The sequence below is a fragment of the Mesorhizobium sp. ORS 3428 genome (assembly GCF_001854785.1).
GTDB lineage: Bacteria > Pseudomonadota > Alphaproteobacteria > Rhizobiales > Rhizobiaceae > Mesorhizobium.
Map to the genome: position 1 here is coordinate 207,016 of NZ_MDFL01000003.1, position 17,987 is coordinate 225,002.

13 protein-coding genes are annotated in these 17,987 nt (G+C 66.0%); 4 read left to right on the forward strand and 9 right to left on the reverse strand.

Annotated elements, in window-relative coordinates; all coding sequences use genetic code 11:
* Positions 1 to 181: 181 nt before the first annotated feature.
* The 3 genes from ORS3428_RS03370 to ORS3428_RS03380 form a co-directional block, all read right to left on the reverse strand.
* Entirely contained in the window at positions 182 to 2,557 is a 2,376-nt protein-coding gene (locus tag ORS3428_RS03370; protein WP_071094513.1) for an aldehyde dehydrogenase family protein, read from the reverse strand.
* A gap of 165 nt (positions 2,558 to 2,722) precedes the next feature.
* Positions 2,723 to 3,778 (reverse strand): deoxyribose-phosphate aldolase, encoded by a 1,056-nt coding sequence (deoC, locus tag ORS3428_RS03375; protein WP_071094584.1) that lies wholly within the window; start codon positions 3,776 to 3,778, stop codon positions 2,723 to 2,725.
* 143 nt (positions 3,779 to 3,921) lie between these two features.
* Positions 3,922 to 4,749: a ferredoxin--NADP reductase gene (locus ORS3428_RS03380; RefSeq protein WP_071094515.1), complete on the reverse strand. Its 828-nt coding sequence runs from the start codon at positions 4,747 to 4,749 to the stop codon at positions 3,922 to 3,924.
* A gap of 220 nt (positions 4,750 to 4,969) precedes the next feature.
* On the opposite strand from ORS3428_RS03380, the gene ORS3428_RS03385 reads away from it, so the two are divergent.
* Entirely contained in the window at positions 4,970 to 7,042 is a 2,073-nt protein-coding gene (locus tag ORS3428_RS03385; RefSeq protein ID WP_071094517.1) for a hydantoinase/oxoprolinase family protein, read from the forward strand.
* A 2-nt stretch (positions 7,043 to 7,044) separates the two neighbouring features.
* Complete coding sequence (locus ORS3428_RS03390) at positions 7,045 to 8,745, forward strand: hydantoinase B/oxoprolinase family protein (RefSeq protein ID WP_071094519.1); 1,701 nt, start codon at positions 7,045 to 7,047, stop codon at positions 8,743 to 8,745.
* A gap of 249 nt (positions 8,746 to 8,994) precedes the next feature.
* Here the strand turns inward: ORS3428_RS03390 and ORS3428_RS03395 are convergent, their stop codons facing one another.
* From ORS3428_RS03395 to ORS3428_RS03420, 6 genes are read right to left on the reverse strand one after another with little or no spacing between them, the layout of a single operon-like run.
* The gene (locus ORS3428_RS03395) at positions 8,995 to 9,456 is read right to left on the reverse strand and encodes a MarR family winged helix-turn-helix transcriptional regulator (RefSeq protein ID WP_071094521.1); all 462 of its coding nucleotides are present in this window, start codon (positions 9,454 to 9,456) and stop codon (positions 8,995 to 8,997) included.
* Positions 9,453 to 10,037 carry an amino acid synthesis family protein gene (locus ORS3428_RS03400; RefSeq protein WP_071094523.1) on the reverse strand — a complete coding sequence of 195 codons (585 nt, stop codon included), beginning with the start codon at positions 10,035 to 10,037 and terminating at the stop codon, positions 9,453 to 9,455. The genes ORS3428_RS03395 and ORS3428_RS03400 overlap by 4 nt, the downstream gene beginning before the upstream one ends.
* A complete protein-coding gene (locus ORS3428_RS03405) occupies positions 10,030 to 10,911 on the reverse strand; it encodes a UPF0280 family protein (RefSeq protein WP_071094525.1) in 882 nt (293 codons plus the stop codon). The genes ORS3428_RS03400 and ORS3428_RS03405 overlap by 8 nt, the downstream gene beginning before the upstream one ends.
* Positions 10,911 to 12,452, reverse strand: a complete 1,542-nt coding sequence (locus tag ORS3428_RS03410; RefSeq protein WP_071094527.1) for a 6-hydroxynicotinate reductase — start codon at positions 12,450 to 12,452, stop codon at positions 10,911 to 10,913. Before ORS3428_RS03410 ends, ORS3428_RS03405 begins: the two co-directional genes overlap by 1 nt.
* The gene (locus tag ORS3428_RS03415; protein ID WP_071094530.1) at positions 12,449 to 15,376 is read right to left on the reverse strand and encodes a molybdopterin-dependent oxidoreductase; all 2,928 of its coding nucleotides are present in this window, start codon (positions 15,374 to 15,376) and stop codon (positions 12,449 to 12,451) included. The genes ORS3428_RS03410 and ORS3428_RS03415 overlap by 4 nt, the downstream gene beginning before the upstream one ends.
* Positions 15,373 to 16,230 (reverse strand): FAD binding domain-containing protein, encoded by an 858-nt coding sequence (locus ORS3428_RS03420; protein ID WP_071094532.1) that lies wholly within the window; start codon positions 16,228 to 16,230, stop codon positions 15,373 to 15,375. Before ORS3428_RS03420 ends, ORS3428_RS03415 begins: the two co-directional genes overlap by 4 nt.
* Positions 16,231 to 16,486: 256 nt before the next feature.
* Between ORS3428_RS03420 and pncA the strand changes: the two genes are divergently transcribed.
* Positions 16,487 to 17,101, forward strand: coding sequence for a bifunctional nicotinamidase/pyrazinamidase (gene pncA / locus ORS3428_RS03430; protein ID WP_071094536.1), 615 nt, complete (start codon positions 16,487 to 16,489; stop codon positions 17,099 to 17,101).
* Positions 17,102 to 17,135: 34 nt separating this feature from the next.
* The coding region (locus ORS3428_RS03435; RefSeq protein ID WP_172833637.1) for a sodium:proton antiporter at positions 17,136 to 17,987 on the forward strand (852 nt) is incomplete at its 3' end.

Consider the following 17,987-nt stretch of genomic DNA (forward strand, 5'->3'; position numbering starts at 1 on the left):
GCCGTCGTTGCGGCCAGCCCCTTCTCCCCGTCACTATACGGGGAGAAGTGCCCGGCAGGGCGATGAGGGGCGGCGCTGACTTGCGAGAAATTGTCGGCCATCCCACCACAACCTCGAAGCCATCGTCCTTTCGGGCGACTACCCTGGAGCGGCAGAAGCGAACATCATCTCCGTCGCAGGTTCAGTCGCCGTAAGGCACCCAGACGTTCTTCACCTCAATGGCGCGGCGCAGGAAGGCCTCGCCGGCGGCTTCGCTCGAGGCCCAATCGAGGCTGCGGCCGTTGCCGGTCCAGACGCGCTTGAGGTTGCCGATGGAGTCGGCCTCAGCCTTGGCGCAGGTGTCGGCATCGGCGAAGACCCAAAGCCCGTCGACGTCATCGTGCTTGGCCAGCACGCCGGCAAGCTCGGCGCTGCGGCCGGTGACGATGTTGATGGCGCCGGCCGGGATGTCGGAATACTCGATCACCTGGTAGAGGTCCGTGGCTAGCAGCGGGTGCCGTTCGGACGGGATTGCCACGACCGTATTGCCCATGGCGAGCGCCGGCGCCACCAGCGAGACGAAGTTGAGCAACGGCTGATTGTCCGGCGCGACGATGCCCACGACGCCCACCGGCTCATGCAGCGCCAGCGTCACGACACGGGCCGGCGGCTGGTGGACGCGGCCCTCGAACTTGTCGGTGAGGCCGGCATAGAGGAAGAGCCGCTCGATCGACTGCTCGACCTCTTCCCGCGCCGCCTTGGCTGTGGCTCCGGTAAGCTGGACAAGTCGCGCGGCGAATTCGTCGGCGCGACCGGAGAGGTTCTCGGCGAAATAGTAGAGCACCTGGCTGCGGTTGAAGGCTGTCGCTTCCGGCCAGGCCTTGCAGGCGCGCGCGGCGGCGACCGCGTCGCGGATATCCTTGTGGTTGCCGAGGCCAACCTCGCCGGCCAGCTTGCCCTTGGCGGTGACGACACCAAGCGAGTAGTTGCCGTCCGGCCGCACCTGCTTGCCGCCGATGAACAGCTTTGCCGTGCGGTCGATTGCCGTGCCGTCGCCCTGCTCGACCGGTTGGGCGGAGCCGGCAGCGGCCGGCTTGATGACCGGACCGGCAGGCAGCTTCACTGCCAGATATTCGAACATGCCTTCGCGTCCGCCTTCGCGCCCAAAGCCGCTTTCGCGGTAGCCGCCGAAGCCGCAGGCAGCGTCGAACATGTTGGTGCCGTTGACCCACACGACGCCCGCCTTCAATTGCGGCGCGACATGGAGCGCGAGATTGACGTTCTCGCTCCACAGCGAGGCGGCAAGGCCGTAGCGCGTGTTGTTGGCAAGCTCGATCGCTTCCTCGGTGTTGCGGAAGCTCATCGTCGCCAGCACCGGGCCGAAGACCTCTTCCTGCGCCAGAATGTTAGCCGGCGAAACAGATGTCGCTAGCGTCGGCAGGTGATAATAGCCCGTGGTCGGCAAGGCGGCGTCCGGCTGCCAGCAGACGGCACCCTGTTTCGCGCCTTCGGCGATCAGGCCCTTGACGCGGTCGAGCTGCGTGCGGTCCACCAGCGGGCCGATATCGGTGTTCTTGTCGAGCGGGCTGCCGAGGCGCAGCCGGCTCATCCTGACCTTGACCTTGGCGATGAAGGCTTCGGCGATGCCTTCCTGCACCAGCAGGCGCGAGCCGGCGCAGCAGACCTGGCCCTGGTTGAACCAGATACCGTCGACCAGGCCTTCGACGGCGCTGTCGAGATCGGCATCTTCGAAGACGATGAAGGCCGATTTGCCGCCGAGTTCCAGCGAGAGCTTCTTGCCCGACCCGGCCGTCGCCTTGCGGATGATCTTGCCGACCTCGGAAGAGCCGGTGAAGGCGATCTTCTGGACACCTGGATGATTGACGATCGCGGCACCTGCCTCCGGCCCGCCCTGGACGATGTTGACGATGCCTTTCGGCACCCCCGCCCGCTCGCAGATCTCGGCGAACAGGATGGCGGTGAGCGGCGTGAACTCGGCCGGCTTCAGCACCACCGTGCAGCCGGCGGCGAGCGCCGGGGCGATCTTCCAGGCCAGCATCAGCAGCGGGAAATTCCACGGAATGACCTGGCCGACGACGCCGACCGGCTTATGATCCGGAAAATCCTTTTCCAGCGTCTGCRCCCAGCCGGCGTGATGGATGAAATGGCGGATCGCCAGCGGCACGTCGATGTCGCGGCTCTCGCGGATCGGCTTGCCGTTGTCGATCGATTCCAGCACCGCGAACAGCCGCTGGTGGCGCTGCATGGCGCGGCCGACGGCGTAGAGCACCTTGGCCCTGGCATAGCCTGAGGTGGCGCTCCATTTCGGCAGCGCCTTGGCGGCCGCTGCGACCGCCGCGTCGATATCGGCGCCGCCCGCATCCGATATCTTGGCGAGCAGCTTGCCGGAGGACGGCTCGCTGGTGTCGAAGGTCTTGCCGCCTGCAGCCGCCTTCCAGGCGCCATCGATGAACAGTGATTTTGAGAAATCGCGCGAAGCCAACCAGGGATCGGCCTCGTTGCGGGCTTCCGGCGCCGGGCCGTAATCCATGGCGTGATAGCGTTCGAGGATATTCATGGGACGCCTCCTTTACCCTCCCCTTTGTGGGGAGGGTCGATCGGCAGAGCCGATCGGGGTGGGGGTAAACGACTAGCGGATTGGTGCATTTGACAGGTTGGTTTGTTTTTTGGCCCCCACCCCGCCGCTCCGCGGCGACCCTCCCCACAAGGGGGAGGGTGGGTGCTAGGCCATAGCGTGGCGATGGTTGGCCGAATAATGACCGGTCAAATGGTGCTCGAGCTGGCGCTCGATGTCGGTGAGGAGGCTGGAGGCGCCGAAGCGGAACAGCTCCGGCTCCAGCCAGGGCCGGCCGAGCTCTTCCTTCATCAGCACCAGCCAGTCGAGAGACGCCTTGGCGGTGGAAATGCCGCCTGCCGGCTTGAACCCGATGAGATAGCCGGTCTCCTCGAAATAGGCGCGGATGGCGCGCACCATGGCAAGCCCGACGGGCAGCGTGGCGTTGACGCTTTCCTTGCCGGTCGAGGTCTTGATGAAATCGGCGCCCGCCATCATCGCCACCATCGAGGCCAGCATGACGTTGCGCAGTGTGGAGAGATCGCCGGTGCCGAGGATGACCTTCAAATGCGCATCGCCGCAGGCGGCGCGCATGGCGACGATCTCGTTGAACAGCTCGCGCCATTTGGCGCCGTAAACGAGGCCGCGCGGGATGACGACGTCGATCTCATCGGCGCCGTYGCGCACCGAGGCCTCGATCTCCTGCAGGCGGGTCGAGAGCGGCGCAAGCCCGTGCGGGAAGGCGGTGGAGACGGCCGCCACATGGATGCCGGTGCCGCGCAGCGACTCGACCGCAGTGGCGACGAAGGGATGGTAGACGCAGACCGCCGCTGGGCGGATGGTTTCGCCGGCAATGCCGAGACCCTCGGCGATATCCTTGCGCAGCGGATTGATCGCCTTGGCGCAGAGCCGGCGCACGCGCTCGTCGGTGTCATTGGAGTTGAGCGTGGTGAGGTCCATGCAGGCGATCGCCCGCAGCAACCAGGCGGCCTGGTTGTCGRCCTTGATCGAGCGCCGCTTGGTGAGTGTCGCGACACGGCGCTCAAGCGCCGAGCGGTTGACGCTGCGCACCGATTCCAGGAAGCCGAGATCGAGCTTCATGCCGGGGTTGCGGGCGATGCCATRCTCCAGCGGCATCGGCGTGTTGGCGGCAGCGCGTGCCGGCAGCGRCATAACCTTGGACGCACCGGCGCCTGCGCCGGCCTCGCGGATCGTGCTGCTCATCTCCTGCCCTTTCATCAACGTCCTCGCGCCGAAGATAGCCCGTGAAGTTGTCCTTCACGAGTCCCTCAGCGGGTCATATCGGAAAAAGGCTGCGAAAGCAGCTGATTTTTGACCGTACGGTCAAAACGGACCGGCGGCGCGCCTCAGCCGACGAAGGCGCGCTCGACGACGAAGCTTGCAGGGTGGCTGAGCGAGCCTTCCTGGAAGCCGAGGCTTTCGGCGAGTTCCTTGACGTCCTTCAGCATGTGCATCGAGCCGCAAATCATGATGCGGTCGGTCTCGGGATTGAGCTTGTCAATGCCGAGGTCGGAATAGAATTTGCCCGAGCCGATCAGCGCGGTGATGCGGCCCATGCGCGGCGACTCCTCGCGGGTCGTCGAGTTGTAGAGCGTGACGCGGCCGCCGGTCAGTTCGCCGATCAGCGGATCGTTCTCGAGCGCTGCCACCAGTTCCTGGCCRTAGGTCAGCTCGGCGTTGTCGCGGCAGGTATGGGTGAGGATCACCTGGTCGAACTTCTCATAGGTGTCGGGATCGCGCAGCAGGCTGGCGAAAGGCGCGATGCCGGTGCCGGTCGAGATCATGAACAGGCGCTTGGCAGGAGTCAGCGCGTCGAGCACCAGCGTGCCGGTCGCCTTCTGCCGCATGATGACGGTGTCGCCGACCTCGATCTTCTGCAGCTCGGAGGTCAGCGGACCGTCCGGCACCTTGATCGAGAAGAATTCGAGCTCGTCGTCCCAGGCTGGGCTGGCAACCGAATAGGCGCGAAAGATCGGCTTCTCGGCATTGGGCAGGCCGATCATGACGAACTCGCCGGAGCGGAAGCGCAGCGACTGCGGACGGGTGATGCGGAACGAGAACAGCCGGTCGGTGTAGTGCTTCACCGACACCACGGTCTCGGCATAGACATTGGCCGGGATCGGAAACTGGACCGGCCTGGCGCCGGCGATGTTGACCGCGGATGTCGTGTTCATGAAACTCAACTTTCCGGCGCGAACGCGAGGCGCTGGCACCAAACTTTTCCATGCGCGCCCGAACGATCAGGTCCCGACGTGCTTCTCCCACACTACCAAGCGGTAAGCTCTTGTGTCCGAAAATTATTAGTATACAAATGATATTCAGGTCAAGATGACGGCGTAAAACACCTTTCCAAACTGGGACATGTCCGTAGTCCCGGCATTTCGGGTTTCGGCAATGGATGAGAATTTTTCGGCGTCGGCAGGAAGCGTGGTTGCCGGCATCGATGTCGGCGGCACCTTCACCGATCTGCTGYTGATCGACGGCAAGGCAGACGGCAAGGTGCATGTCGCCAAGACGCCGACCACGGTGGACAATCAAGCCTTTGGCGTCGTCGCCGCGCTTGCCGCCACCGGGTTTCCGGTCGCCGGCATCGATCTCATCGTGCATGGCACGACGACGACCACCAATGCCGTGCTGGAGCGCCGGCTGGCGAGAACCGGCATGATCACGACGCGCGGCTTTCGCGACGTGATCGAGCTTGGCCGGCGCACCAGGCCGCAGGCCTACGGCATGACAGGCACCTTCGTGCCGGTCATTCCGCGCGACCTTCGGCTCGAAGTGTCCGAGCGGGTCGAGGCCTCCGGCGCCGTTCGCGTCCCGCTCGACGAGGCGGAAATGCGCGATGCGGTGAAGCGTCTACTGGATGCCGGCTGCGAGTCGCTGGTCATTCATTTCCTGCATTCCTACGCCAACCCGTCGCATGAGCGCCGTGCCGCGGAGATCGCGGCGGAACTCTGGCCGAACGGCCACATCACCACCGGCCATGCGCTGCTTTCGGAGGCGCGTGAGTTCGAGCGCGGCGTGACCGCGGCGGTCAATGCCTCGGTGCAGCCGATCCTCGAGCGCTATGTCGATCGGCTGCGCAAGGAACTCGCCGCCAAGGRCTATGCGCGCGACTTCCTGATCATGAACGGCAATGGCGGCATGATCTCGGCCCGCTTCGTCACGCAGGAATCGGCCAAGACCGTGATGTCCGGTCCGGCCTCCGGCGTGATTGCCGCCGCCTATACCGGGAAACGTGCCGGCTTCGAAAACCTMGTCACCTACGACWTGGGCGGCACCTCGACCGACGTGGCGCTGATCCGCAATGCCGAGCCCGCAGTGTCCAACGAGATCGAGATCGAATATGCGATGCCGATCCATGTGCCGATGGTGGCGGTGCACACCGTCGGCGCCGGCGGCGGCTCGATCGCGCGTGTCGACGCGGCAGGGCTGATCCAGRTCGGCCCGGAAAGCGCCGGCGCCAATCCCGGACCGATCTGCTACGGCCGCGGCGGCACGGAACCGACCATCACCGACGCCAACCTGGTGCTCGGCCGGCTGGCGCCGAAGAAGCTGCTGGCGGTCGACCATCCGGTCACGGTCGAGCGCGTCACAGGCATATTCGAAGACAGGATCGGCAAGCACACCGGCCTCTCCGGCGTCGAAGCGGCAGGTGCCGTGTTGAGGCTCGGCAACATGAAGATGGCGGGCGCCATCCGCATGGTCTCGGTGTCGCGCGGCCATGATCCGCGCGATTTCGCGCTGTTCGCCTTCGGCGGCGCCGGGCCGCTGCATGCGACCGCGCTCGCCCGCGAACTAGGCTTGCCCCGTGTGCTGGTGCCGGCGCGGCCCGGCATCACCAATGCGCTCGGCTGTGTCGTTGCGGACCTCAGGCACGACTTCGTCAACACGATCAACCAGCCGGTCAGTGGGCTCGACGAAGCTTTGCTTCGCGAGGTATTGGAACGGCACCGAAACGAAGGCGAGGCGCTGATCGCAAAGGAAGCAGTGAAGCCGGATGCGATCCGTGTCAGCCATTCCGCCGACATGCAGTTCGTCGGCCAGACGCATATCATCAATGTGCCATTGCCCTCCTCATCGGTGACGYGGGCGACACTGCAGCAGCTTTTCGAAAAGGCCTATTTCGCGCGCTTCAAGGTCGAGCTGCCGGAGATCCGCGCCAATCTCGTCAACCTCAACACGTCGGTCACCGGYGTGCGGCCGCAAATCGACCTGTCGCGGCTGATCGACCCGGCAGGCCGTGCCGCGACGCTGGAGGAGGCGCGACGCGAGATCCGGCCGGTCTGGTTTGGCGGGCGCTGGCACGACACGCCGGTCTATGCCCGCGAAAAGCTGCCGCTCGACGCCGTCTTCGACGGGCCGGCAATCCTCGAGCAGATGGACGCCACCACCGTGCTGGAGCCCGGCGACCGCGCGCGGTCGGATGCCGACGGCAACATCATCATCGACATCGGCGAGGCTTGACAATGCCAGAGTTTACGGCAAAGCTCGACACGATCACGCTTTCGGTGTTGCAGGCGGCCCTGCAGCAGGTCTGCGACGAGATGGATTTGACGTTCTCCCGAGCGGCCTTCTCGCCGGTCATCGCCGAGGCCAATGACCGTTCGGACGGCATCTATTCGGYCGTCGACGGCTCGCTGATCGCGCAAGGCAGCCAGGGCCTGCCAGTGTTCGTCGGTGTCATGCAATATTCGACCAAGACGGTGATCGAGATGATCGCCGACGGCCGTTGTCTGGCACCGGAACCCGGCGACATCTACATCGTCAACGACCCCTATCTCGGCGGCACGCATCTGATGGATGTGCGCTTCGTCATGCCAGTCTACCGGGGCGGCAAGATTTTCTGCTGGCTTTCCAACACAGGTCACTGGCCGGATATCGGCGGCTCGGTGCCGGGCGGCTTCTCGGCCTCGGCCACTGCTGTCGAGCAGGAAGGTTTGCGGCTGCCGCCGGTAAAACTGTTCAAGAAGGGCAGGCTCGATCCCGAGATCTACGCCATCATCTGCTCGAACATCCGCGTCGCCGACCAGCRCATCGGCRACATCCGTGCACAGGYCGCGGCGCTGCTGATCGGCCAGGACCGACTCAATGAAATCCTGGATCGTTACGGAGACGAAACCGTCGTCGAGGCGATCGCGGAACTGCGTCGCCGTGCCGCCGACCAGATGCGCGCCTCGATCGCGGTCATACCGGACGGCGTCTACCGCTCGCAGGCCTTCGTCGATTCCGACGGCGTGGTGAACGAGCCGCTGACCATCAATCTGGCCGTCGAGAAGAAGGGCGACACGCTGACTTTCGATTTCGCCGGCTCGTCAAAGCCCTGCGCCGGACCGATGAACAGCGTGCTGGCGACGACCTTGTCGTCGGTCTATCTCGCCATGCGCCATATCTTTCCGGAAGTGCCGATCAGCGCCGGCGCGTTCGAGCCGCTGATCGTCAAGCGGCCGGAGGGTACCTTCCTTGACGCGAAATACCCGCGCCCCGTCTCGGGCTGCGCGGCAGAGGTTTCGCAGCGCATCGCCGAGGCGGTGTTCGCGGCCATGGTGCAGGCGCTGCCCGATAAGGTCACAGCGGCGCCCGCCGGCTCCAGCGGCAATTTTGCGCTCGGCGGCAACGATCCGGCGCGCGGGCGCGACTATGTGATGTACCAGATCTCCGGCGGCGGCTATGGCGGCAATGCCGGTCATGACGGCTTGAGCAATGGCTGCTCGACCATCGGCATTTCCAAATCGCCGCCGGTCGAGATCATGGAGCAGGCGTTCCCAGTGCTCTACCGGCACTATGCGCTGCGCGAAGGCTCAGGCGGCGCGGGCAAGCACCGCGGCGGCTTCGGGCTTGCCTATGAGGTGGAGATATTGYGGGGTGAAGCCCGCGCGTCCTTCGTTATGGATCACGGCCGCTTCGGACCTCAGGGTGCGCTCGGCGGCAAGGACGGCGCGCCGAACAGCGTGACCGTGTTCCGGGGCGGCGAAGCGCATGTGCCGCCGCATCTTTCGAAGGAGCAGGATATCGCGCTCAAGGCCGGCGACCGCGTGCGCGTCGGCACGCCCGGCGGCGGCGGCTACGGCGAWCCGCGCGATCGAGACCCGAGGCTGGTCGGCGAGGATGTCAGGCTCGGCTACTATACGCCCGAGCAGGCCAGGGAGATGTTCGGGGTGGGGCTGTAAGCGGATAGGTAGCGATCCAATCCAAGCGCCTAAGTCGAGTTCCCGCCACCCCCCCTCTGGCCTGCCGGCCATCTCGCCCGCAAGGGGGGAGATTGGCGGTTTCGGCCTTGGCATCTCCCCTTCAGCGTCGGAGATTGGCGAAGCCCGCGATGACGGCCAATCTCCCTCCTTGCGGGGGAGATGCCCGGCAGGGCAGAGGGGGGTACTGTCCCTCCAGCGTCCAAGAGTTCCATTCTGCCGAAAGCATCTTCACGCAAGCTTCGCCAGCAGCCGCAGGAATGTCGCGGACTCCTTGGCCGTGAGCGGCGCCAGCGTTTCCTCGGTGATGGTGCGGGCGAGCGGGATCAGGCGCTCGATTGCCTCGCGGCCTTCTGGCGTCAGGTTGACCAGCAGCCGCCTCTTGTCGACCTCGTGCTTGGAAAGYTCGACAAGCCCGCGCGCCTTCAGCCGGTCGATGACGCCCTTCACGGTGGYGGCGTCCATCGCAATCAGGGCACCCAGCTGGTTCTGTGAGGTCTCGCCGATATCATAGAGCTTGGCCAAAGCGGCGAATTGCGGCGGCGTCAGATCGGCGATGTGCGAGGCGAAGATCGCGACATGGCGCTGATGCGCCTTGCGCAGGATGAACCCCACCTGATCCTGCAGGTGATAGCCGTTTTCGTCCGGCTCTTCGGCTTCGACAAGCCGCAGCAGGTTGTCCTCGCCGCTCATCTTAAGCCGTCCCAGGCCTTGATGTCCTCGGCGGCGAGGCCGCCCATGCGGTTGTGGACACGCGGGCCGCAGGCCATGGCGAGACAGAACAGGATCTCGTCGGGACGCGGGCCGTCGCTGATGCCGACCTCCATGGCGTCGAAATGGCTGCGCACATAGGCGGCGTTGACGTGGCCGAGCGGCACGTCGATCCGCGAACCGAAAGCGCCGACCTTCTTTGCCGAGGGCACGATAGCCTTGGCGTCGCCCAGCCGCTCGCGCATGGCGTAGCCGCCCGGCACATGCCACAGCGCGCCGTGCTCGAGCTCGCCGGCCGTGCCGACGATGGCACCCTTGCCGTAGCCATCGATCTTCTTCACGTCGCCGCCCAGCGCGGCGATCAGCTTGTCGGCCAGCAAGAGCCCGAGCAGCTTCAGGTCCTCCATCGCGCCCTGCAACTCCTCGACATAGCGGCCGGCGAATGGGTTCTTGACCACCGCGAGAGCCGCCGCACGGCGGCGCGGTTCGTTCGCCACGGGGCCGCCATCGTGGAAAATCTCTTCGCTCAGAACCGCAACCTTGCGGATCGGAAATTCAGGCATGGGCAGTTTCCTTCACCTTATGTTTGTTGGGCGCGGCCAGCGCCACGGAACCACCGACGCGGGACTGACCCGCCAGAAACAGCGCCGATGCGACAATCAGGCCGCGCCGGCGAAAATCTTCGGCGACGGCAAGGCCATTGTCYAGCGCCCGTGCAACCTCCCCGGGTGCAAGCGCGCCAACGCCCTGCGTCACCCGCCGCTCACCGAGATCGCTGTCGGGCGCAAGCTTGCTCGCGGGCACGCGACGGATCGCCGGATGGCCGGGCAGGTCGACGGCGTTGGCAATGAGCGTCGCCGCCRCATCGGCCTCGGCGCCGGTACGCGCCAGCACGGTGACAGCGTCGGCGATGCCCAACGAAAAGGAGCGGCCGCGCCAGCCGCTGGTGGCAACGCCACGCACGCCGTCCTCCGCGCGCAGAGTGATGCGATCGGCAAGACCATGTCCCGTGCCGGCGATCGCAAGCGTCATCGACTGGCGCCCGCCCAGATGAATAGCGCTGTCGCCGCCATTGTTGACATAAGCGCGATCGAGCCGGCGGCCGGCGACCAGTGCGGCCAGAATTTCGTCGGCTACCGAACCGGCAACCGCGGCCATCGGCGTGATGAAGCTTTCCGCCAGCGGCGCAACGGCGGCCTCCATGCGCCGTGCTGTCGGGCCGGCGAAAGCCCGCGGCCGGAGTGATGCAGGACGGCGCAGCTCGGCAAGCTCCTCGACTAGCTCGTTCAAAATCGTCTGGAAGCGCGCGACGGCCTGTGCGTAAGCGGTGCGGCGCTCATCCGCCTCCCCAAAAGCCTCGACGATCAGGTCGATCGGCCCATGGTTGAGATGGAGCCGCTCGCCGTCGGCAAGCCAATGCGCCTGCGGGCCGTTCATCACTCCGCTCCTTTGGCCCCGGCGCGGCGCAATTGCGCCAGCGGCGGCCAGGGATTGCCGGCCGGCGCGCCGGCGCCACGGCGCGGATTGAGGTACTCGCCGCCCTTGGCGAGGATATCCTCGACGCTGCGGATCTCGCTTTCGTAGCCGCCCAGCCGGACATAGTCGTCGCGGCGCATGGTGAACTCGATYGGCGCCACCAGCGCTGGCGTCGGCACATAGCCGAAGGCGCCCTCGGGCACGCGCGTGACGTCAACCATCAAGGTGATACCGCCGCCCGGCCAGACATAGACGGGCGCGCCACCGACCGTGACGTAGGTCTTCAGGCCCTGCACTGAGCGGGTGAGGTTGACCGGGTTTTCGGTGACGCCGGCGCGCAGCGAGCCGCCGGCGCCGCCGATGAAGAGAACGGTGCACAGCGCCGGTTCGCAATTGTCCTCTATCAGGCCGACAGATTTCTGCAGTCGCTCCGGGAACGGCTTCTCGACCGGCTTCAGTTGGTCGTCGAGCTCGTAATAGGCGAACTGCTCGCCCGTGGTCGAAACCATCAGCAGCGACAGGCCGGGTCGCGCGCCCTTCTTGGCGTTCCAGTCGCCCAGGATCGACAGCGGATCGGAGATCGTCGTGCCGCCCCAGCCGAGGCCAGGCTCCGAGACCTTGAAGTAGCGGCCCGGCGTCGATCGGCGGCCGATGATTTTTATCCCCGTATCCTGCCAGCCCAGCACCTTCCCGGCTTGGTGTTCAGAGACCACGCCGGTGATATGGTCGTCGACCACCACCACCTCGTCGACCAGCCCGCGCCATTGCGTGGCGAACATGCCGATGGTGGCCGAACCGCAGCCGACGCGCATGCGATGCTCGACCTTGCCGTCGATGACCGGCGCCTTGCCGGCCTCGACGATGACGGTCGCGCCGCCATCGAWGGTGAGTTCGACCGGCTTGCGGTTGCAGAGGTTGAGCAGCGCGTCGCAGGTGGCGCGTCCCTCCGCCTTCGAACCGCCGGTGAGATGATGCACGCCGCCGAGCGACAGCATCTGCGAGCCGTACTCGCCTGTTGTGACATGGCCGATCGCCTCGCCTTCGGAGCGCACGGTCGCCGTTTCATCGCCGATGTGGCGGTCGGTATCGATCTTCACCTTGACGCCGCAGTAGGAGAAGATGCCTTCGGTGACGACGGTGACGAGATCGACGCCTTCGACCTCCTGGCTGACGATGAAGGGCGCCGGCTTGTAATCAGGATAGGTGGTGCCGGCGCCTATTGCCGAGACGAAGCGGCGTCCAGTGTTGACAAGCTCGCCGCTCCACTCCTCGCCCTCGGCGACAAAAGGCACGACAGCGCCGCCGGTCTCGGCAGCGTGATCTAGGATGGTCAGCGGGTCCATGCGCACAATGCGGCCRCCGACATTGCCGTAGCGGTCGCAGGCACCAGTGCGGCCATCGGCGATGTAGCACATGACCGGGCAGGCATCGCAGCGGATCTTCTCCGCCACCTGCTTCTCGCCGGGATCGTGAGTTTCGAAACGTTCGGCAAGCTCGCTCATCGGCGCGCCTCCTTTTCACGGATCGCCGCCAGGATGCGGCTCGGCGTCGCCGGTACCTTGGTGACCAGAACACCGGTGGCATGGCGGATGGCGTTGAGGATGGCCGGCGCGGTCGGGATCAGCACATGCTCGCCCAGGCCCTTGGCGCCGAAGGGCCCTTCCGGATCCGGAACCTCGACCAGAATATGCTCGATCGGTGGCACGTCACCGATGGTCGGGATGAGATAGTCGTGCAGGTTCTCGGTGCGGCCGGGGATGTATTCCTCCATCAGCGCCATGCCGATGCCCTGCGCGATGCCGCCCTCGATCTGGYCCTCGACCAGCAGCGGGTTGATCGCCTTGCCGACATCGTGCGCGGCGGTGATCTTGATCAGCTTGACCGTGCCGAGCTTGAGGTCGACCTCGAGTTCGGCGATCTGCGCGCCGTAGCCATAGACGGCATAAGGCTTGCCCTGGCCCTTGGCGTCGAGCGGCAGCGTCGGCGGGTCGTAGGTTTCTTCGGCGACGAAGACCAGACCGTCGGCATCCGCCTTCAGCGCCGACAGATCGATGCGCCGTGCCGCGTCGCCTTCACGGATGGAAAGGTTCGATCCGTCGAGCGCGATGGTCGCATGCTCGGAGACGTTGGCGAAGCGCAGGATCGTGTCGCGCAGCGCGCGGCCGGCCTGCTCCGCCGCCTTGCCGGTCACGAAGGTCTGCCGTGAGGCGGATGTCTTGCCGGCATCCGGCGTGATGGCGGTGTCGGCGCCCTTCAGCCGGAATTTGTCCAGCGRCAGGCCGAGCGCATCGGCGCAGATCTGGGCGATAACGGTGTTCGACCCCTGGCCGATGTCGACGGCGCCCTGATGCAGGACGACATCGCCGGAGGCCGAGATGCCGACCTTGATGGTCGAAGGATTGGGCAGCGAAGTGTTGCCGCAGCCATACCAGCAGGAGGCGACGCCGACGCCGCGCTTGCTTGCCGTGTTGGCGGCATTGAAGGCTTCCGCATCCGCCAGCGCGCGCGACCAATGCGAACGCAGCGCCTCCAGGCATTCGCCGATGCCGACGCCCGACTCCAGCCGCTGGCCGGTGACCGTCTCRCAGCCGTCGCGGAGGCAGTTCTTCAGCCGGAAAGCGAGCCGGTCGATGCCGAGCTTTTCGGCAAGCTCGTCGTAGAGCGTTTCCTGCATGATGGTGGCCTGCGGCACGCCGAAGCCGCGGAAGGCGCCGGCGACCGGGCCGTTGGTGTGGATGGCACGACCCGTCGCGCGGTAGTTCGGCGTGACATAGGGGCCGGACGCATGGACCGGCACACGGTTGGCGACTGTCGGACCCCAGCTTGCGTAAGCGCCGGTGTTGAAATCGCCGTAGAAGGTCATGCCGATGACACGGCCTTCGGAGTCGGCGCCGATGGCGGCCTTCATCTCGGCCGGATGGCGCTTGGTGGTCGACATCATCGATTCATTGCGGGTGTAGACAAGGGACGCCGGGCGGCCTGTCTTCATCGCCACCAAACCGATCAGCGGCTGCAGCGAAACATCGAGTTTCGAGCCGAAGCCGCCGCCGGTGGCGGTCGGTACGATGCGCACTTTCTCGACGGGAAGGCCCAGCACCTTGGCCGTGTCGTCGCGGTCCATATAGGGCGCCTGCGTGCAGGCGACGACGACGAGCGTGTCGCCGTCCATGTAAGCGAAGCCCGCTTCCGGCTCGATATAGGCGTGCTCGACGAAGGAGGTCTCGATAGCGCCGGTGACAGCGACCGCCGCGCCGGCGAGCGCGCCGTCGGGATCGCCGCGCTCGACGAAGCCCGAGGTAAGCAGGTTCGCCGGCCGATGCTGGTGGATCAGCGAGGCGCCTTCCGCCTTTGCCTCGCAGGGCTGCAGCGCATGCGGCAGTTCCGTCCAGGCGATCGGGAAATCCGTCAGATCGAGGTCGAGGATCGCCTCGCGCTCGCCCGCGACCAGCGCCACCGCCTCGCCGCGAAAGCGGACAAAACCTTCGGCGAGCGCCGGCTGGTCGGCGAAGGGACCGATGACGCCGAAGCAATTGTGGCCCGGAATGTCGGCGGCGGTGAATACGCCGGCAATGCCAGCGTGGGAATCTGACCAGGCCTGCAGGTCACCGAAGCTGAAGTTGGCATGATAATGCGGCGAGCGGACCACAAGCACAGCCAGCGCGTCGGCCGGAAAAGAGTCTCCGCCGAATTTTTCGCCGCCGGTGACCTTCGGGAGGCCGTCGAGGCGGACCGGCGAGGCGCCGACGGCGTGGCCGGCCTCGGGAAGTCGACGATCGAGGTTGCAGTCAAATCCGTAAGGTTGCCGCTGCCCCTCACCCTTACCCTCTCCCCGTGAAGGACGGGGAGAGGGGGTCGCCAGCGTTGGAGCGCTTTCCTTCTCCCCGTCACTATACAGGGAGAAGGTGCCGGCAGGCGGATGAGGGGCAGCGCCGTCCGTCGATGGCTCGAGCCGTGCAGCATCCATGACCGCGGCGATGACCTTCCTGTACCCCGTGCAGCGGCAGAGCACGCCGCCCAGCGCATCCTGCGTCTCGGCCTCGCTTGGCGTGTGGTTGCGCTCCAGAAGCGCGGTGGCGGCCACCAGCAGGCCGGGCGTGCAGATGCCGCATTGCGCGGCGCCATGTTCGAGGAATGAAGCCTGCAGCGCGGACAGCCTGCCATTAGCGAGGCCTTCGACGGTGATGACGGAAGCGCCGGACACGGAGGCCGCCGGCACGAGGCAGGCGCAGACGGGATTGCCGTCGACCAGCACTGTGCAGGCGCCGCAATCGCCGGCATCGCAGCCGACCTTGGTGCCGGTCAGCCGCAATTCGTCGCGCAAAACCTGCGACAGCCGCCGCACCGGCGGCACCGACACGCTGACCGCGGCGCCATTGACCTCGAAGGCGATGTCGGCTCGTTCCATGCTGGACTGCGCCATGCTCATGCCGCCACCTTGCTTTCGTCCAGGCCGATCGCGGCGCGCACGGCGCGGGCGACGATCTCGCGTGCGGCGTGCTCCCGGTACTCGGCGCTGCCGCGCACATCGCCGATAGGCGACAGTTCATCGATCGGCGCCGACAACACCACGTCGGCGAGCGCTGACGTGGCCGGGAGGCCGCGCAACGCCGCCTCGACGCCGGCCAGACGGCGGGCGACCGCCGAGCAGGCGCCGACGGCGATTGCCGCATCGGCAACCACGCCAGACTCGACCGCCAGCCGAGCCGCCGCCATGGCGATCGAGATGACCAGATAGCGCCGCGCGCCGAGCTTGACGAAGGCCGACGCGCCGGCGGCCGAACGCTTCGGAACGCGGATGGCGGTGACCATCTCGTCCGGCCGCAGCGCCGTGCGCCGATTGCCGAGGATGAATTCGCCGAGCGGCAGATGGCGGCTGGCTGTCGCCGATTGCAATTCGACATCGGCATCGAGCACCAGCAGCGCCGGCACGCCATCGGCAGCGGGGGRGGCGTTGCAGAGGTTGCCGGCAACGGTAGCGACGTTCTGGATCTGGATGGAGCCGACCTCGCGCGCGGCGGCCTTCAGACCATCGAACGCCGCCGGCAGCGGTTGGCGGACGATGTCGGTCCAGGTGGTGCGGGCGCCGATCCTCCAATGTTCGTCCGTCTCGGCAACGCCGCGCAGCGCGGCAAGACCGTTGATGTCGAGGACATTGTCGCGGAAAGGTTTTGCGCCTTGCGCCGGATAGAAATCCGTGCCGCCRGCAAGAATGCGCCAGYGGTCCTCGCCAAGCAGAGCGAGCGCCTCGCCGACCGTGGTGGGTTTCGCGTAACGGATCACGCTTTGCCTTCCCAGAAAGGGGCCTTTCCGAGGGAACCTGCCGGCGCCCAGGCGCGGGCAAATTCATTCGTATGCAAATGATATCAACTTCGCCGCAATTGTCAAAGCGGAGCGAGCGGTGAGCCCGTCACAAACGGCTGGAAAGGCTTTGACATATTCTCGGAGGTTGACGCCGCCGGCCATCTGGTCAAGGGTCTCCCCTCCGGTCGCGTCAGCGGCATCCGACTGGAGCCCGAGCCGAGCCGAAAGGGAGCCCATGGCCGAGGAAGCGCTTATCGTCATCGACCTGCAGAACGACTTCTGCCCCGGCGGCGCGCTGGCTGTTGCCGGCGGCGATGAGATCGTGCCGCTGGTCAACGACCTGATCCGCCGGTCCGAGCACGTCGTGCTGACGCAGGACTGGCATCCCGCCGGCCATTCGAGCTTMGCGTCCACCCATCCCGGCAAGCAGCCCTTCGAGACGATCGAGATGCCCTACGGGCCGCAGACGCTTTGGCCGGATCATTGTATCCAGGGAAGTCTCGGCTCGGATTTCCATTCCGGGCTTGCCTGGACCAAGGCCGAGCTGGTGATCCGCAAGGGCTTCCGCACCGCGATCGACAGCTATTCGGCCTTCTTCGAGAACGACCATACGACGCCGACCGRCCTCGCCGGCTATCTCAGGGAACGCGGCATCGACACCGTTACCCTGGTCGGGCTCGCCACCGATTTTTGCGTCGCCTATTCGGCGCTCGATGCGGTGAAGCAGGGCTTCAAGGCGACGGTGCRGCTCGACGCCTGCCGCGGCATCGATCTCAACGGCTCGCTCGATGCGATGACCACGCTCATGCGGGAGGCCGGCGTGACGCTCGAAGACCGTTCGTCGGACTGACAGAACGGTGAGGCATAGAGGGGGCTTCACAAGAATGGCGAAGGTGTTGACGGCAGGCATGCTTGCCGCGGCCCTCGTTGGTTTTCCGCAATCGGCTTTCGCGGCCGACGCTCACGGACTGCCCGGCGCGGCGATGTCGCTCTGGTGGGCACTGCCATTTGCAGGGCTGCTGCTTTCGATCGCGACCGGGCCGCTGCTTTTCCCGCATGTGTGGGAGCATCATTACGGCAAGATCGCCGCCGCCTGGGCAGCACTTGTCGTGGTTCCGCTGGCGATCGCCTTCGGCATTCCGGCGGCTGGTGAAGCGGTGCTGCACACGCTGCTCACCGAATATCTCTCCTTCATCATCCTTTTGTTCGCGCTGTTCACCATTGCCGGCGGCATCCTGGTTGCCGGYAACATTCATGGCTCGCCGCTCGTCAATGCCGGCCTGCTGCTGATCGGCGCGATCCTCGCCTCGGTCATCGGCACGACCGGCGCCTCGATGATCCTGATCCGGCCGCTCCTGCGTGCCAACGACAACCGGCCGTTCAACGCCCATGTGGTGATCTTCTTCATCTTCCTGGTGTCGAACATCGGCGGCTCGCTGACGCCGCTCGGCGACCCGCCGCTGTTCGTCGGCTTCCTGCGCGGCGTCGACTTCTTCTGGACGACAGTGCAYATCCTGCCCGACACGCTCTTCGTCGGCGGCCTGGTGCTGCTTGTCTTCCTGGCCCTCGACGTCATGCTGGATCGCCGCGAGGCCGGCATGCCAAAGATCAAGGATCCGACACCGGACACGAAGGTGCGTCTGCGCGGGCTGGCCAACCTGCCGCTGCTTGCCGGCGTGATCGGCGCGATCCTGCTGTCGGCAAGCTGGAAGCCGGGCGTKAGCCTTTCCGTCCTC

Excerpts from the sequence above, each read along its gene's own strand:
- ORS3428_RS03400 (WP_071094523.1), bottom strand. The coding sequence starts at position 10,037 with ATGCCTGAATTTCCGATCCGCAAGGTTGCGGTTCTGAGCGAAGAGATT.